Origin of the sequence: Micromonospora echinaurantiaca, from assembly GCF_900090235.1 — a bacterium.
GTDB lineage: Bacteria > Actinomycetota > Actinomycetes > Mycobacteriales > Micromonosporaceae > Micromonospora > Micromonospora echinaurantiaca.
Map to the genome: position 1 here is coordinate 1,053,979 of NZ_LT607750.1, position 15,079 is coordinate 1,069,057.

Annotated in this window: 12 protein-coding genes; 7 read left to right on the forward strand and 5 right to left on the reverse strand. The window is 74.7% G+C overall.

Annotated features, from left to right (window positions below):
* Nucleotides 1–77: 77 nt before the first annotated feature.
* The 3 genes from GA0070609_RS04945 (at nucleotide 78) to GA0070609_RS04955 (ending at nucleotide 4,911) form a co-directional block, all read left to right on the forward strand.
* Nucleotides 78–2,252: an MMPL family transporter gene (locus tag GA0070609_RS04945; protein WP_088992695.1), complete on the forward strand. Its 2,175-nt coding sequence runs from the start codon at nucleotides 78–80 to the stop codon at nucleotides 2,250–2,252.
* A 278-nt stretch (nucleotides 2,253–2,530) separates the two neighbouring features.
* Entirely contained in the window at nucleotides 2,531–3,790 is a 1,260-nt protein-coding gene (locus GA0070609_RS04950; protein ID WP_088992696.1) for a M48 family metallopeptidase, read from the forward strand.
* Nucleotides 3,787–4,911 carry a glycosyltransferase family 4 protein gene (locus GA0070609_RS04955; protein ID WP_088992697.1) on the forward strand — a complete coding sequence of 375 codons (1,125 nt, stop codon included), beginning with the start codon at nucleotides 3,787–3,789 and terminating at the stop codon, nucleotides 4,909–4,911. The genes GA0070609_RS04950 and GA0070609_RS04955 overlap by 4 nt, the downstream gene beginning before the upstream one ends.
* Before the next feature lie 160 nt (nucleotides 4,912–5,071).
* Here the strand turns inward: GA0070609_RS04955 and GA0070609_RS04960 are convergent, their stop codons facing one another.
* The 5 genes from GA0070609_RS04960 to GA0070609_RS04980 form a co-directional block, all read right to left on the reverse strand.
* Nucleotides 5,072–6,850: a putative bifunctional diguanylate cyclase/phosphodiesterase gene (locus GA0070609_RS04960; protein WP_408630631.1), complete on the reverse strand. Its 1,779-nt coding sequence runs from the start codon at nucleotides 6,848–6,850 to the stop codon at nucleotides 5,072–5,074.
* Nucleotides 6,828–7,637 (reverse strand): SAM-dependent methyltransferase, encoded by an 810-nt coding sequence (locus GA0070609_RS04965; RefSeq protein WP_088992698.1) that lies wholly within the window; start codon nucleotides 7,635–7,637, stop codon nucleotides 6,828–6,830. Before GA0070609_RS04965 ends, GA0070609_RS04960 begins: the two co-directional genes overlap by 23 nt.
* Nucleotides 7,638–7,826: 189 nt before the next feature.
* Entirely contained in the window at nucleotides 7,827–8,495 is a 669-nt protein-coding gene (locus tag GA0070609_RS04970) for a response regulator transcription factor (protein WP_007072219.1), read from the reverse strand.
* A 7-nt stretch (nucleotides 8,496–8,502) separates the two neighbouring features.
* Nucleotides 8,503–10,197: a sensor histidine kinase gene (locus GA0070609_RS04975; RefSeq protein WP_088992699.1), complete on the reverse strand. Its 1,695-nt coding sequence runs from the start codon at nucleotides 10,195–10,197 to the stop codon at nucleotides 8,503–8,505.
* Between the two features lie 14 nt (nucleotides 10,198–10,211).
* Nucleotides 10,212–12,014 carry an AMP-dependent synthetase/ligase gene (locus GA0070609_RS04980; RefSeq protein ID WP_088997505.1) on the reverse strand — a complete coding sequence of 601 codons (1,803 nt, stop codon included), beginning with the start codon at nucleotides 12,012–12,014 and terminating at the stop codon, nucleotides 10,212–10,214.
* Between the two features lie 129 nt (nucleotides 12,015–12,143).
* Between GA0070609_RS04980 and GA0070609_RS04985 the strand changes: the two genes are divergently transcribed.
* The 4 genes from GA0070609_RS04985 (at nucleotide 12,144) to GA0070609_RS05000 (ending at nucleotide 15,045) form a co-directional block, all read left to right on the forward strand.
* On the forward strand, nucleotides 12,144–12,599 hold the full coding sequence (locus tag GA0070609_RS04985; protein ID WP_088992700.1) for an SRPBCC family protein: 456 nt from the start codon (nucleotides 12,144–12,146) through the stop codon (nucleotides 12,597–12,599).
* A gap of 40 nt (nucleotides 12,600–12,639) precedes the next feature.
* Entirely contained in the window at nucleotides 12,640–13,317 is a 678-nt protein-coding gene (locus GA0070609_RS04990) for a hypothetical protein (protein ID WP_088992701.1), read from the forward strand.
* A gap of 65 nt (nucleotides 13,318–13,382) precedes the next feature.
* On the forward strand, nucleotides 13,383–14,330 hold the full coding sequence (locus GA0070609_RS04995) for an ROK family glucokinase (protein ID WP_088992702.1): 948 nt from the start codon (nucleotides 13,383–13,385) through the stop codon (nucleotides 14,328–14,330).
* Nucleotides 14,331–14,340: 10 nt separating this feature from the next.
* The gene (locus GA0070609_RS05000; protein ID WP_088992703.1) at nucleotides 14,341–15,045 is read left to right on the forward strand and encodes an endonuclease/exonuclease/phosphatase family protein; all 705 of its coding nucleotides are present in this window, start codon (nucleotides 14,341–14,343) and stop codon (nucleotides 15,043–15,045) included.
* The last annotated feature ends 34 nt before the right edge of the window (nucleotides 15,046–15,079 follow it).

Here is a 15,079-nt window from a genome sequence, read left to right on the forward strand (position 1 = left end):
CGAGCTGCCCCGTCCGGCGGACCACCCGTACCACCCGCACGACAAGCTGCGCATCCGCGCGAACTCAGGGAGAGACGATGTTTGAGCGATTGGGACGCTTCGTCGTCCACAATCCGTGGAAGGTGATCCTGGGCTGGTTGCTCGCCACCGCGGCGATCGTGTTGATGGCTCCCGGGCTCGGTGACGTGACCAGCCAGGACCAGGCCGACTTCCTGCCGCGTGACTACGAGTCGGTCAAGGCCATGGAGGTGGCGCAGCGGTCCTTCCCCACCGCCAACGACGCCACCGCGACGATCGTCGTCAAGCGTGCCGACGGGCAACCTCTGGCCGACGCCGACCTCGCCACGGTGGGGACGCTGGCCGAGGCGGTCGGCAGGGTCGACGCGGAGCACGTGGCCGGCGCCGTCGGGCCGCCCACCCCCTCGCCGAACCGGACGGTCGCCCTGGTGACCGTCGGCCTGCAGGGCGCCCCCGACGATCCGGAACTGCTCGAGGCCATTCCCGGGATCCGCGAGGCGGCGAAGGCCACGCTGGACGGGACCGGCCTGGGCTACGCGGTCACCGGCGACATCGCCATGTACGCCGACAACGCCGACGCCTTCGACACCGCGCTGGTCGTGGTCGGCCTGGCCACCATCGGCCTGATCATCGTGCTGCTGCTGGTCATCTACCGCAGCCCGTTGGCCGCGCTGCTGCCGATCGTGACGGTCGGCGTCATCAGCGCGATCGCCCCCGGCCTGATCTCGTGGGTGGCTCAGGCGGCCGACCTGCGGGTCGACCAGTCCCTGGAGATCATCCTCACCATCGTCCTGTACGGCGTGGGCACCGACTACATCCTGTTCCTGCTGTTCCGGTACCGGGAACGGCTGCGTGCCGGCGACGACGCCAAGCAGGCGCTGGTGGCGGCGGTGGCCCGGGTGGGCGAGGTGATCGCCTCGGCCGCGGCGGCGATCGTCATCGCGTTCAGCGCCCTGCTGCTGGCGGTGTTCGGCGCGTTCACCAGCCTCGGCCCGGCGCTGGCCATCGCGGTCGTGGTCATGGCGTTCGCCGCGCTGACCCTGGTCCCGGCGGTGGTGTCCCTGCTCGGCACGAAGATCTTCTGGCCGTCGAAGTCGTGGCAGCGCACCCCGCGCGGCACGGCGTTCCAGCGGCTGGGACGGTTCACCGGGCGGCGACCGGCCGTGGTGGCGCTGGTGTCCGGCGGGCTGATGCTGGCGCTGGCGGCCGGCGTGCTCGGGATGAAGTGGGACTACGACCAGACCGGTCAACTGCCGTCCGACACCGAGTCGGCGCGCGGTCTCGAGGATCTCCAGTCCGGCTTCCCGGTGGGCGCGCTCAACCCGACGACCGTCTACCTGCGCTCCGACGACGGCCAGCGGCTCGACCCGGCCGCGCTCGACGCGTACGCCGCGTCGCTGAAGGACGCGCCCGGCATCGGCGGCATCATGCCGGCGGGCCAGGACGGCAGTCTGGCCGGGTTCAGCCAGGACGGCACCGCCGCGCGGATCAACCTGCTGCTGGACCGCAGCCCGTACGCGCCGGAGTCGCTGGACCTGGCCGGCGGCGAACTGCGGGACGTGGTGCACGCGCGGGCCCCGGACGGCACCACCGCCTACGTGGGCGGGATCAGTTCCCTGTTCGCCGACGTCCGCGACGCCAACACCCGGGACCTGAAGGTGATCTTCCCGGTCGCCGGCCTGCTCATCGCGATCATCCTGGCCCTGCTGCTGCGCAGCCTGGTCGCTCCGATCTACCTGATGGCGGCCGTGTTCCTCGGCTTCCTCAGCACGCTGGGCGCCACGGTCTTCGCGTTCCAGGGTGTCGGGGACCGGCCGGGCCTGTCGTTCATGCTGCCGACGATCCTGTACCTGTTCGTGGTGGCGATCGGCACCGACTACAACATCCTCATGATCGCCCGGCTTCGCGAAGAGGCACGGCTGGGCAACGACCCGCGCACGGCCGCGGACCTGGCGGTCGAGCACGGCGGCCCGTCCGTCGGCGCGGCGGGTCTGATCCTCGCCGGCACCTTCGCCTCGATGATGCTGGCCGGGGTGGCGTTCCTCACCGAGATGGGATTCGCGGTGGCGATCGGCATCTCGATCTCCGCCTTCGTCATGGCGATGCTGCTCGTACCGGCGATCACCGCGCTGCTGGGCCACCGTGCCTGGTGGCCTGGGCACGGCGACGCCGCCGGCAACGGCACCGCGCCGCCAACCGCCGAACACGGTCCCGTCCTGACGCAGACCCGGTAGGCCACCCGACCGGACCCGGTCACGCCGCGCGGCGCGGACCGGGTCCGGTCCAGGGTGTGGTGGGCGATCGTCCGCCGCTTCCGGGTGACCGGGCGCGGAAGCGGCGGGGTTCGACCCGGGCAATAGGATGGGCGCCTCACGGCGGGAGGGAGCGGCGGCATGACGCGGGTACGGCGCGGTGGCGACAGCCTCGCCGCGATCGGCGGCGTCCCGGGCCCGCGATGGTCGCCCGCGATGCGGCCGTACGACGGGCGCGACGGGGCGCCGGGAGGGCAGCGGTGACGCCGCGCGGTTGGGCGGTGCTGACCCTGGTGGGCCTGACCGTGGCCCTGGTGGTGACCGCCGCGGTGCTGATCCCGTGGCACCGGCCGCCCGCGCCGCGCGCCGACCAGGTGGCCGCGCTGCGTGACCTGCCCGCCGACCAGGTGGCCCGGGCGCGGGAGTTCCGCTCGGCGCTGCGCCCCGGCGGCTGGGCGGCGCTGGCCGTCGGCCTGCTGGTGGCGCTGGCGCTCGGGCTGACCCCGCTGGGCAGCCGCCTGGTCGAGCTGGCCGGGCGCCCCTTCGGCGGCCACTGGATCGCCCAGGCCGTCCTCGGCGGGCTGGCCGTGATGCTCGTCGCCGACCTGGTCACCCTGCCCTTCGCCGCCTGGCGGCACGACGTGCTCACCCGCTACGGCCTGGCCACCAACGGCTGGGGCGGCTGGGCGGTCGACCTGCTCAAGTCGTACGCCGTCAGCGCGGTCATCGGGGCGGTGGCGCTGCTCGGCTTCTACGCCGTGATCCGGCTCGCCCCGCGCTGGTGGTGGGCGTTCGGCGCGGCCGGCGCGGCCACCCTGGTGGTGCTGCTCAGCTTCGTCCTGCCGGTGCTGGTCGAGCCGGTGTTCAACAAGTTCACCCCGATGGAGCAGGGCCCGCTGCGCACCGAACTGATGACCATGGCGGCCCGCGACGGCGTGCCGGTCCGCGACGTGCTGGTCGCCGACGCGTCCCGGCGCACCCGGGCGGTCAACGCGTACGTCTCCGGGCTGGGCCCGACCCGGCGGGTGGTGGTCTACGACACGCTGCTGCGCGAGGCCGGCCCGGACGAGGTGACCGCGGTGGTGGCGCACGAACTGGGGCACGCCAAGGACCGGGACGTGGCGGTCGGCACGCTGACCGGGGCGCTGGGCGCCGCCGCCGCGGTGGTCGCGCTCTACCTGATCGGCTCGTGGGCGCCGCTGCTGCGGCTGGCCGGGGTGGACTCGGTGGCCCAACCACGCGCGTTCCCGCTGCTGGTCGCGCTGGTCACGGTGGTCGGGCTGGTCTCGGCACCGGTGCAGGCGCTGATGTCGCGGCGGGTGGAGGCGCGCGCCGACGCGCACGCGCTGGCGCTGACCGGCGACCCGGCGGCGTTCGAGGCCATGCAGCGGCGGCTCGCCGGAATCAACCTCTCCGACCCCGACCCGCCCCGGCTGGAGTACCTCTACTCCGCCACCCACCCGTCCACGGTCGAGCGGATCGCCGCCGCCCGTGCCCACGCCAGGGAGGCCGGCCGATGAGCCGGACGCTGCTGATCACGAACGACTTCCCGCCGCGTCCCGGCGGGATCCAGTCCTTCGTGCACAACCTGGCGGTGCGCCAGCCCGCCGGCTCGGTGGTGGTCTACGCGTCGAGCTGGCGGGACGCCGCGAAGTTCGACGCCGACCAGCCCTTCGAGGTGACCCGGGAACGTACCCGGGTGCTGCTGCCCACCCCGCTGGTGGCACGCCGGGCCGCCCGGCTGGCCCGCGCGTATGACTGCGACACGGTCTGGTTCGGCGCCGCGGCTCCGCTCGGGCTGCTCGCCGCGGGCCTGCGCCGCCGTGCCGGCATCCGGCGGGCGGTCGCGCTGACCCACGGCCACGAGGTCGGCTGGGCGGCGCTGCCCGGTGCCCGGGCCGCGCTGCGGCGCATCGGCCGGGGCGTCGACGTGACCACCTACCTCGGCGAGTACACCCGGGTGCGGCTGGACCGCGCGCTGCACGGGCTGACCGAGCTGCGCCGGCTCGCGCCCGGGGTGGACGTCGACACCTACCACCCGTCCGTCGACGGGGAACCGGTCCGGGTGCGGCTCGGGCTGGCCGACCGGCCGGTGGTGGTCTGCGTGTCCCGGCTGGTGCCCCGCAAGGGCCAGGACATGCTGATCCGGGCCATGCCGGAGATCCGCCGCCGGGTGCCCGACGCGGCGCTGCTGGTGGTCGGCGGCGGGCCGTACCGGGCCACCTTGCAGAAGCTGGCCCGGCAGACCGGCGTGGAGCGGGACGTGGTCTTCACCGGGTCGGTGCCGACGGCCGAGCTGCCAGCGCACTACGCGGCCGGCGACGTCTACGCCATGCCGTGCCGTACCCGCAACCGGGGCCTGGACGTGGAGGGCCTCGGCATCGTCTACCTGGAGGCCTCCGCGACCGGCCTGCCGGTCGTCGCGGGCGACTCCGGCGGCGCTCCCGACGCGGTCCGCGAGGGGGAGACCGGCTACGTGGTACGCGGGCGCGACGTCGCCCAGCTCGCCGACCGGGTGGCCCGGCTGCTCGCCGACCGCGACCTGGCCCGGCAGCTCGGCGCGGCCGGCCGGGCCTGGGTGGAGCGGGAGTGGCGCTGGGAGACCCAGGCGCAGCGGATGGCCGACCTGCTCGCCGGCTGACCGCTGCCGGGTCGGTGACCGGCCCGGCTGGTTTGCGGCTACCGCGGCGGGCCTGTCGTCCGGGCGGCGCGAGCGGCCCCTGAGGACGGGCAGCCCGGCACGGTCCGCCGGCTGGCCGGGGGCGGTCGGCGACGGGCAGGCGCCGGGCGAGCCCCGGCGGTCAGCCGATCCGTTCCAGGATGCGTTCGGCGGGGGCGGGGCGACCGAAGTGCCAGCCCTGGCCGGCGTCGCAGTCGATCGCCCGCAGTCGCTCGGCCTGCCCGGCCGTCTCCACCCCCTCGGCGGTGACGGTCAGGTCCAGGGCGTGCGCCAGCGACACCAGCGAGGCGAGGATCCGCTCGTCGGCGCAGCTCGCCGGTTCCACCGCCGGCGCGCGCAGCCCGGCCACGAACTGGCCGGCCACCTTCAGCTCGGTCACCGGCAGGTCGCGCAGGTACGCCAGGTTGCAGTACCCGGTGCCGAAGTCGTCGATGGCGATCCGTACACCGAGGTCGGCCAGCACCCGCAGGGCCCGCACCGGCTCCTCGGCCGTGCTCATCATGGTGCTCTCGGTGATCTCCAGCTGGAGCCGTTCCGGCGGCAGGCCGGTGCTGTTCAGCAGGCCGCGTACCTCCTGCACCAGGCCGGGCCGATGCACCTGGCGTACCGCCAGGTTGACGCTGACGTACGGCGCCGGGCCGCCCGCCGCCGACCAGCTCTCCGCCTCCCGGCACGCCTCGGCCAGCACCCACGCGCCGAGCGGGACGATCAGCCCGGTCTCCTCGGCCAGCGAGATGAAGCTGTCCGGCCGGAGCACCCCCAGCTCGGGGTGCCGCCACCGCACCAGCGCCTCCACGCCGAGCAGGCGGCCGTCCCGCAACGACGTCAGCGGCTGGTAGTCCAGGTAGAACTCGCCGCGTTGCAGGGCCGCCGGGATCGCCGCGGAGAGCGCCTGCCGGGCCAGTTCCCGGCGGTCGCGGTCGGCGTCGTAGAGCGCCCAGCGCGCCCCGCCGGACGCCTTCGCCCAGTGCAGGGTGCTGTCGGCGGCGCGCATCAGGTCGCCGGGGGTGGCGCCGACGACCGGGCGCTCGACGATGCCGATGCTCGCCGAGACGGTCAGCTCGTGGCCGTCCACGATGGCCGGCCGACGCACCGCGGCCAGCGCCGCCTCGGCCACCGCGACCACGTCGTCGGTGCCGGCACAGCGCTCGACCAGCACCACGAACTCGTCGCCGCCGAGCCGCGCCAGCAGGTGCCCGTCGACCGCCTGGCGCAGCCGCTCGGCCACCGTGACCAGCAGGGCGTCGCCGACCTGGTGCCCGTGCGAGTCGTTGACCACCTTGAACCGGTCGAGGTCGAGGAAGCACAGGCCGATCCGCTCCCCGCCGCGGCCCGGCGCGGTGATCGCGGCGGCCAGCCGCTCGGTGAACAGGGTGCGGTTGGGCAGCTCGGTCAGCGGGTCGTGGGTGGCCTGGTGACGGAAGCGCGCCTCGCTGGCGCGCAGCGCCCGCTCCGCCTGGGCCCGGGCGGTCATCGCGGCCCGGCGGATCGACTCCTGCTCGTCCAGGGTGCGGTCGCGCAGCGCGCGGGCGTAGCCGGTGGCCACCGCGGCCAGCAGCCGGGCCATCCGGTCCTCGACGTCGTCGGCGACCAGGCCGAGGTCGCGGACCAGCCGGAGCTGGACCACCTCGACGGTACGGCCCAGCCCCTCCGCGGAGGCGATGTGCGCGGCCACCAGCTCCGCGCCGACCCGGTGCCCGACCCGCAGGTCGAACGGCTCGGCGCAGAGCGCGGTGGCCAGCTGCTCGGTGAGCCGCTGCAGCAGCGACTCCAGCTGGTCCTGCGTCATCGGCAGGTAGCTGGTGCCGGAGACGGCCTTGGCCCAGGCCCGGGCGAAGGTCCCCGGCCGGGACCGGGCGCCGTTGGCCTCGGGCATCTCACCCACCGAGCCGTCCCACACCGCCGATGAAGGCGGCCCGCTCGGCGTCCTCGGCGCTCTCGGGCGAGTCCGGGCGCCACTGCGGCACCCAGACCACCCCCGGCTCGACCAGCTGGAAACCGTCGAAGAGCGTGGTCAGCTCGGCCCGGCTGCGGATCCACAGCGGATTGTCGGTGTTGCGGTAGACCCGCTCCGCCTCGGCCCGCTCGTCGCCCGCCCGGCCGTCCGCGCTGGCCTGGGAGAGCACCAGCCAACTGCCGGGCGCCAGCGCGGAGCGCAGGGTACGCAGCAGCTCGGCGGGACGGTCGTCGTCGGAGACGAAGTGCAGCACCGCCACGATCAGCACGGCGACCGGCTCGCTGAGGTCGAGCAGCCCGCGCACGTCCGGGTGGGCGAGGATCCGTTCGGGGTGGCGCAGGTCCTCCTGCACCACGGCGGCCCGGTCGTTGCCGTCGAGGATCTCCCGGCTGTGCGCCACCGCCACCGGGTCGACGTCGACGTAGACCACCCGCGACTCGGGGGCGATCCGCTGGGCGATCTCGTGCACGTTGCCGACCGTCGGGATGCCCGAGCCGATGTCGAGGAACTGGCGGACGCCGGCCGCGGTGAGGAACTGCACCGCCCGGCGCAGGAACGCCCGGTTGGCCTGGGCCATCAGCGGCGCCTCCGGCACGGCGGCGACCATCGCCTGGGCGGCCGCCCGGTCCACCGCGAAGTTGTGCGAGCCGCCGAGGTAGTAGTCGTACATGCGGGCCACGCTCGGGCGTTCGATGTCGATCGTCTCGGGTGCCCAGTCCGGCCGCTGCATGCCCTCACCCCTCGCGTCACCGTTGCGGGCGCCGTCGCCCGCGCGGGTATTCTGCCCGCCGCGCGCCCGGGAGACCATAGCGTGCCGCGCCGTACGTCACGCACGCCGGTCGATGCACGACGGTCCGCGACCGCCGACGGCGGTCGCGGACCGGTGTCGTCGTCCGTCGATGGGCCCCCGGGAGGGGCGTCAGAACTTCGGGGCGTCCGGCGCCTCGAGCAGGCCCAGCCGCAGCGCGGTCATCAACGCCTGCGCCCGGTTGGCCGCGCCCAGCTTCTCGTAGAGCTTGGAGATGTGGGTCTTCGCGGTGGACTCGCTGACGAAGAGCTGCTTGGCGATGCCGGCCACGCTCATCCCGTCGGCGAGCAGCCGCAGCACCTGGCCCTCGCGGGGGGAGAGCTGCGGGCCGGACGGGGCGAGCCGGCGCTTCATCGCCTCGGCGAGGTCGGCGGCGGTGAAGGCGCTGGGGGAGGAGGCGGCGTGCCGGGCGGCGGCCACCACCTCGTCGGCCGGGGCGGTCTTCGGCACGAAGGCGCTCGCGCCGGCCTCCAGGGCGCCGAAGAGCTGGTCGTCGCCGGCGTACATGGTGAGCACCACGATGCCCATCGAGGCGCTGGACTTGCGCAGCGCCCGGGTGGCCTCCAGGCCACTGCCGTCGGGCAGGCGCAAGTCCATGATCACCACGTCCGGCTGCAGCGCACCGGCCTGTCGTACCCCCTCCGCCGCCGTGGCGGCCTCCCCGACGACCTCGAACTGCCGGTCACGCTCGAACGCGTGCCGGAGGCCCTTCCGGATCAGATCGTGATCGTCGACAAGGAGGACCTTGGTACGGGTGGCCGGTGTCGGACTTGTGGTCATCCTCGGGTTACTCCCCTTCTGCTGCCGCGGTGCTACCGCGCACGTTATCGCGCCGGGGCGAGGAACCGACCACCACAGCCACGGTCGTGCCGCTCGGCTGCCGCGGCCTGATCTCCAACCGGCCCCGGATACGTTCCGCCCTCTCGGCCATGATCGCAAGACCGTAGTGCCCGTCGGTGCGCTGGTCACCCATGCCCTGACCGTCATCCGACACTTCTATCTGCGCGTACGGGGGGTCCACCTCGCAGGTGACCCAGAGATTCGACGCCCCGGCGTGCTTGCGCGCGTTGGTCACCGCCTCCTGGGCGATGCGCAGCAACTCGGCCTCGGTGGCGGCCGGCAGCCGCGCGGTGGACTCGTCCAGCGACAGGTGCACCCGCAGCCCGGCGGAGGCGCCGACGGTGCGGGCGTACTCGGCGATCGCGGCGGCCAGGCCGCCGTGCCGGTCCACCTCGCTGCGCAGCTCGAACAGGCTCAGCCGCAGCTCCGTGATCACCCGGGTGACCTCGCCGCGCAGGGTGCGCAGCGCCTCGGCGGTCTCCTCGGCGTCGTCGAAGACGGTGGCCAGCGCGTTGTCGATGCCGTAGCCGACCATCACCAGTTCCTGGGCGACCCCGTCGTGGATCTCCCGGGCCAGCCGCTGCCGCTCCTCGTTGGTGGCCAGCGAGCGCACCTCGTCGAAGAGCAGCGCCGCCTCCAGCCGCAGCGCGGCCGGGCCGGTCAGCCCGGTCACCCGGGACACCACCGGGGGCGGGTACGCGTGCGCCGCGTCCGCCTCCAGCACCACCAGCCCCACCGTGCGCACCCCGGCGACCAGCGGCACGATCAGCGCGGACACCTCGCCGCCGCGGTGTGACCGGGCCTGCGAGCGGGCAGCGGTCTGCGGCTGCTGGCTGGCCCACGCGTCGGCGATCGCCGAGTCGGCGTCGAGCGTGGTCTCCCAGTCCACCCGGTCCACGCCCACCTGGGCGAGCACCACCAGCCGGCCGCCGCCGCTGGCGGAGAGCACCGCCGCCCGGTCGGCCGGGGCCACCGAACGCAGCTCCTCCAGCAGGTGCTCGGAGATGCCGCCCGGGTCGAGGGTGGCCCCGGGCAGCTGCCGGGCCACCGTGCGCAGCTGGGTCAGCAGCCGGGTGGCCTCCGCGTACGGCTGCGGCTTGCCCTCGTTGCGGGCCTGCATTACCCGGTGCAGCGTCCGGGCGGCGTACAGGCCGAGCGCGGCGAGGATCAGCCACTGCGCGCAGACCGCCAGGTAGCCGAGCTGGGTGAGCTGCGGTCGGCCGTCGACCTCGGTGAGCGCCCCGGCCACCAGCAGGGTGGCCCCGGCGACCGCGAGCAGCGCCGCGCCCTCGCGGAACCGGCGGCGCAGCGCGGTGACGGTCACCGGGACCGCCAGGTACGGCAGCACCGCGGAGGCGCCCAGCCCGCCGATCTCCCCGCCGATGGTGGCCACCGCGCCGACCTGGCTCGCCGCCAGCCCGAGCACCACCACCTCGGCCACCCGGCTGAGCGGGCCGACCAGCCGATGCTCGGGGGCCAGCAGGGCGGGCAGCCCGGCGACGGCCAGCAGCGCGATCCACCAGAGCTGGCGGTCGTCGTGCGTGGCGAGCAGCGTCAGGACGGCGACCAGCGCCAGCACCACCACGCGCGCGGCCGCGGCGAGGGGATGCGGGTGGGGTCGGGCGCGTGTGGAGGCGGACACGTGACGGATAGTAGTCAGCCTTGGTAGATCTCGGCGATCTCCGCCGCGTACGTCTTGTGCACGACCTGCCGCTTGACCTTCAGCGACGGGGTGAGTTCCCCGGTCGCCTCGGTGAAGTCGCGCGGCAGGATCCGGAACACCTTGATCGCCTCGGCCTTGGAGACGGCCCGGTTGGCCAGGTCGATCGCCTGCTGGATCTCGGCCCGCAGCCCCTCGTGCGCGCGTACCTGCTCGGCCGTGGTGCCCTGGGGTAGGCCGGCGCCGGCCAGCCAGGCCGGCAGCGCCTCCTCGTCGATGGTGACCAGCGCCGCGATGAACGGCTGCCGGTCGCCGACGACCACGCACTGGCTGATCAGCGGGTGCGCGCGGACCTGGTCCTCCAGCACCGCCGGGGCGACGTTCTTGCCGCCGGCGGTCACGATGATCTCCTTCTTCCGGCCGGTGATGGTCAGGAAGCCGTCGCTGTCGAGTTGGCCGAGGTCACCGGTGCGGAACCAGCCGTCCGAGGTGATCGCCTCGGCCGTGGCCGCCTCGTTGCGCCAGTAGCCCTGGAAGATCAGGTCGCCGGCGATCAGGATCTCGCCGTCGTCGTCGGTCCGGATGGTCACCCCGGGCAGCGGCCGGCCGACCGTGCCGATCCGGGTGCCGCTGGGCAGGTTCGCCGCGGCCGCCGGCGAGGTCTCGGTCAGGCCGTAGCCCTCCAGCACGGTGACCCCGATGCCCCGGAAGAAGTGGCCGAGCCGGGCACCGAGCGGGGCGCCGCCGGAGATGGCGTCCCGGCAGCGGCCGCCGAGGGCGGCCCGCAGCTTGCCGTAGACCAGCTTGTCGAAGAGGACGTGCTGGGCGCGCAGCGCCAGGCCAGGCCCGCGCGAGGTCTCCAGCGCCTCGCTGTACGCGATGGCGACCGCCTCGGCGCGGGCGAAGATCTTGCCCTTGCCGTCCGCCTCGGCCTTCTGCTTGGCCGCGTTGTAGACCTTCTCGAAGACCCGGGGCACCGACAGCACGAAGGTGGGCCGGAAGTCCTGCAGGTCGGCGACCAGGTTCTTGGTGTCCGAGCAGTGCCGCATGGTGGCCCGGGCGTGCACCACGCCGATCTGGATCAGCCGGGCGAAGGCGTGCGCCAGCGGCAGGAACAGCAGGGTGGAGGCGCCGGGGTTGAACAGGTTCGGCAGCACCGGCACCGCGTTGGCGATGTCGGCGTACATGTTCCGGTGGGTGAGCACGCAGCCCTTGGGCCGGCCGGTGGTGCCGCTGGTGTAGATGATCGTGGCGACGTCCCCGGAGCGCAGCGCCGCCCGGCGACGGTCGATCTCGGCCGGGTCGACCGACGCGCCGGCCGCGACCAGGTCGTCCACCCCGCCCAGGTCGATCTGCCAGACCTGGCCCAGCTCGGGCAGCCGGTCCCGGACGCCGGCGAGCAGGGTGGCGTGCGCGTTGGTCTCGACCACGCAGGCGACCGCCCCGGAGTCGGCCAGGATCCAGGCGGCCTGCTCGGCGCTGGAGGTCTCGTAGATCGGCACGGTGACCCCGCCGGCCGCCCAGATGGCGTAGTCGACGAGGGTCCACTCGTAGCGGGTGCGGCTCATCAGGCCGACCCGGTCGCCGGGCCGCACGCCCGCCGCCACCAGGCCGCGGGCCACCGCGACCACGTCGTCGCGGAACTGCCGGCAGGTGACGTCCACCCAGCCGCCGCCGGCCCGCTCGGGCCGGACGAACTGGACCGCGTCCGGGGCCACCTCGGCGTTGTCCCAGACCGGGTCGGTGAGGTTGGCCGCGTCGCCGACGGTGACGATCGGCGGGACGGAGAACTCGCGCACCTGCACTCCCTAGCGCTCACACTGACCGGGGCCGGCCGCCAGCTGCTGGTCGGCTTCCGTCGAAACCTACCCGCCCGGGCAGGTGGGTGGCGTAGGCAGGTTGCCCCCGGCGCCGGGTAGCCTCCCCCCATGGCGGACACCTCCACCCAGTCGATCATCATCGGCGCGCCACCGGACCGGGTGGCGGCGGTCATCTGCGACTTCCCTACCTACCCGGAGTGGACCGAGGCGGTACGCCGGGTGGAGGTGATCGAGGAGTACGAGGACGGCTACGCCAGCCAGGTGCGGTTCACCATCGACGCCGGCGTGCTGGCCGACGAGTACGTGCTGGCCTACGAGTACGCCGAGGACCTCACCCGGATCGAGTGGCACCTGGTGGCGCCCTCGAAGATGCAGAAGTCCCAGCGCGGCTCGTACGACCTGGTCGCCAACCCCGATGGCGGCACCACGGTGACCTACACCCTGGAGGTGGAGCTCTCCGTCGGGATGCTCGGGATGTTCCGCCGCAAGGCCGAGAAAATGATCATGGATACCGCGTTGAAGCAGCTGAAGCGCCGGGTAGAAGCACCCGGTGCGGCGCAGTGACGCGTGCGGCGAACCGGCCGCCCCGGTAGAGGAGCCCAGCGTGGGTGCAACGGATCCGGGCACGGCCCGGCAAGAGGCGGAGCGACTGGTCGCCACGCTGCTGGCCGCCGGGCGGCTGGCCGCGTCGGGCTCGGCGGCCGGCGGCCTCGGTCCGCTCGGTGGGATCGTGTCGAGTGTCCTCGGTCACAGCGGCGGGTCGGGCGCGTCCGGCACCCGGAGCGGGGGCGGTTTCGCCACCGGTACGGCCGAATGCTGCGTCTGCCCGATCTGTCGCGCGATGACCGCGCTGCGCGACCCGAGTCCGGAATTCGCCGAGCGGCTCGCCACCGGCGCCGGTGACCTGGCCGCCGGGGTGGCCAGCCTGCTGCGTGCGTTCGCTCCGGCCGAGCCGCCACCGGCGACCGCGCCGCCGGCCGGGGCGACCGCCACCGGCGCCGACCAGCCCGCCGCGGCCGCCCGACCGGGCGCCGACGACGACCGTGTCTGGCGCGAGGCCACCCGGAGCGGGCATGATTCCGAACCGGCGCCGGAGCCCGACGTCTGGTCCGCCGCGACCCGGGCGGAGGACGTGACCGCTCCGGCCGCCGCCGCGCCGCCCGTCGACGTCGCCGGGGCGGCCGCGCCGGGCACCGCCCGGGCGGCGGCCGACCGTCGGGTGGTACCCGCCTCGCGGGTGCCCGACGACGCGGCCGCGGACGCTCCGGGCGACGGGGCCTGACCAGACATCTCGGCACCCACCGGCCGCGGCCGGTGCGGGCGGCACAGCAGAGGGGAGTGGCAGCGGTGACGCTGACCATCGGAGTCGACGTCGGCGGCACGAAGGTGGCCGCCGGCGTCGTGGACGACACCGGCACGGTGCTCGTGCAGGCCCGACGGGACACTCCCGCCGACGACGTCGGCAAGACCCGGGACGTCATCATCGAGCTGGTCGCTGAGCTGTCCACCAGCCAGTCGATCACGGCGGTCGGCATCGGCGCGGCCGGCTGGATCGACGCCAGCCGCTCCACCGTGCTCTTCGCACCCAACCTGGCCTGGCGGGACGAGCCGCTGCGCGAGTACGTCAGCACCGCGACCGGCCTGCCGGTGATCGTGGAGAACGACGCCAACGTGGCCGCCTGGGCGGAGTTCCGGCACGGCGCGGCCCGCGACGCCGACGACTCGATGGTCATGTTCACCATCGGCACCGGGGTGGGCGGCGGCATCGTGCTCGGCGGGGAACTGCTGCGCGGCGCCAACGGCATCGCCGCCGAGTTGGGCCACATGCTCACCGTGCCGGACGGGCACCAGTGCGGCTGCGGCCGGCTCGGCTGCATCGAGCAGTACGCCAGCGGCAGCGCCCTGGTGCGCTTCGCCCGCGCCGCGGCCCGCCAGGAGCCGCACCGCGCCACCGCGCTGCTGGAACTGGCCGGCGGCGAGTCCGAGGCGATCACCGGACCGATGGTCACCGCCGCCGCCCAGGGCGGCGACGCCGTCTCCATCGAGGCATTCGCCCAGGTCGGGCGGTGGCTGGGCACCAGCCTCGCGGACATGGCGCAGATCCTCGACCCGCAGGTGCTGGTGGTCGGCGGCGGCGTGGTCGAGGCCGGTGACCTGCTGCTCGGCCCGACCCGGCGGTCCTTCACCGAGGCGCTGGCCCAGCGCAGCCGGCTGCCGGTGGCCGACATCCGCCCCGCCGAGCTGGGCAACAGCGCCGGCGTGATCGGCGCGGCCGACCTGGCCCGCCGGCTCTGAGGCGGCGCCGGTGACGCAGACCCCGGGCGTGCCGCTGCGCGTCGTGTCGTACAACATCCACAGCCAGCGTGACGACACCGCCGCGCTGGCGGCGGTGGTCCGCGCCGCCGCCCCGGACGTGGTGGTAATGCAGGAGGGGCCGCGACGGTTCCGGTGGCGGCAGAAGTCCGCCGCGCTCGCCGAGTCGTTCGGCCTGGTGGTGGCGGCCGGCGGGCTGCCCGCCCTGGGCAACCTGCTGCTCACCAGCCTGCGGGTGCGGGTGACCGCCACCCGGTGCCAGCGCTTCCCGCTCACCCCCGGGCGGCACCTGCGCGGCGCCGCGTACGCCGAGTGCGTGGTGGGCGCGAGCGCCCGGTTCACCCTGGCCGGCTCGCACCTGTCCACCGACCCGGCCGAGCGGCCGGGGCAGGCCGCGCTCTTCAAGCGCGAGCTGGACGCCGCCGGCCCGCCGGTGATCGCCGCGGCGGACCTGAACGAGGGGCCGGACGGCCCGGCCTGGGCCACCGTCGCCCGCGGGCTGACCGACGCCGCCGTGGCGATGGACCGCGCCGACCGGCTCACCTACTCCTGCGCGGACCCGCGCCGCCGGATCGACGCGCTCTTCGTCGACCCGCGGATCACCGTGGTCGACTACGACGTGGTGGACACCCCGCAGACCCGCCGGGCCAGCGACCACTTCCCGGTCCTGGTCGACCTGCTGCTGCCCGCCGGCTGACCGGCCGCGCCGCCACCGGGGCTGGACAACCGGC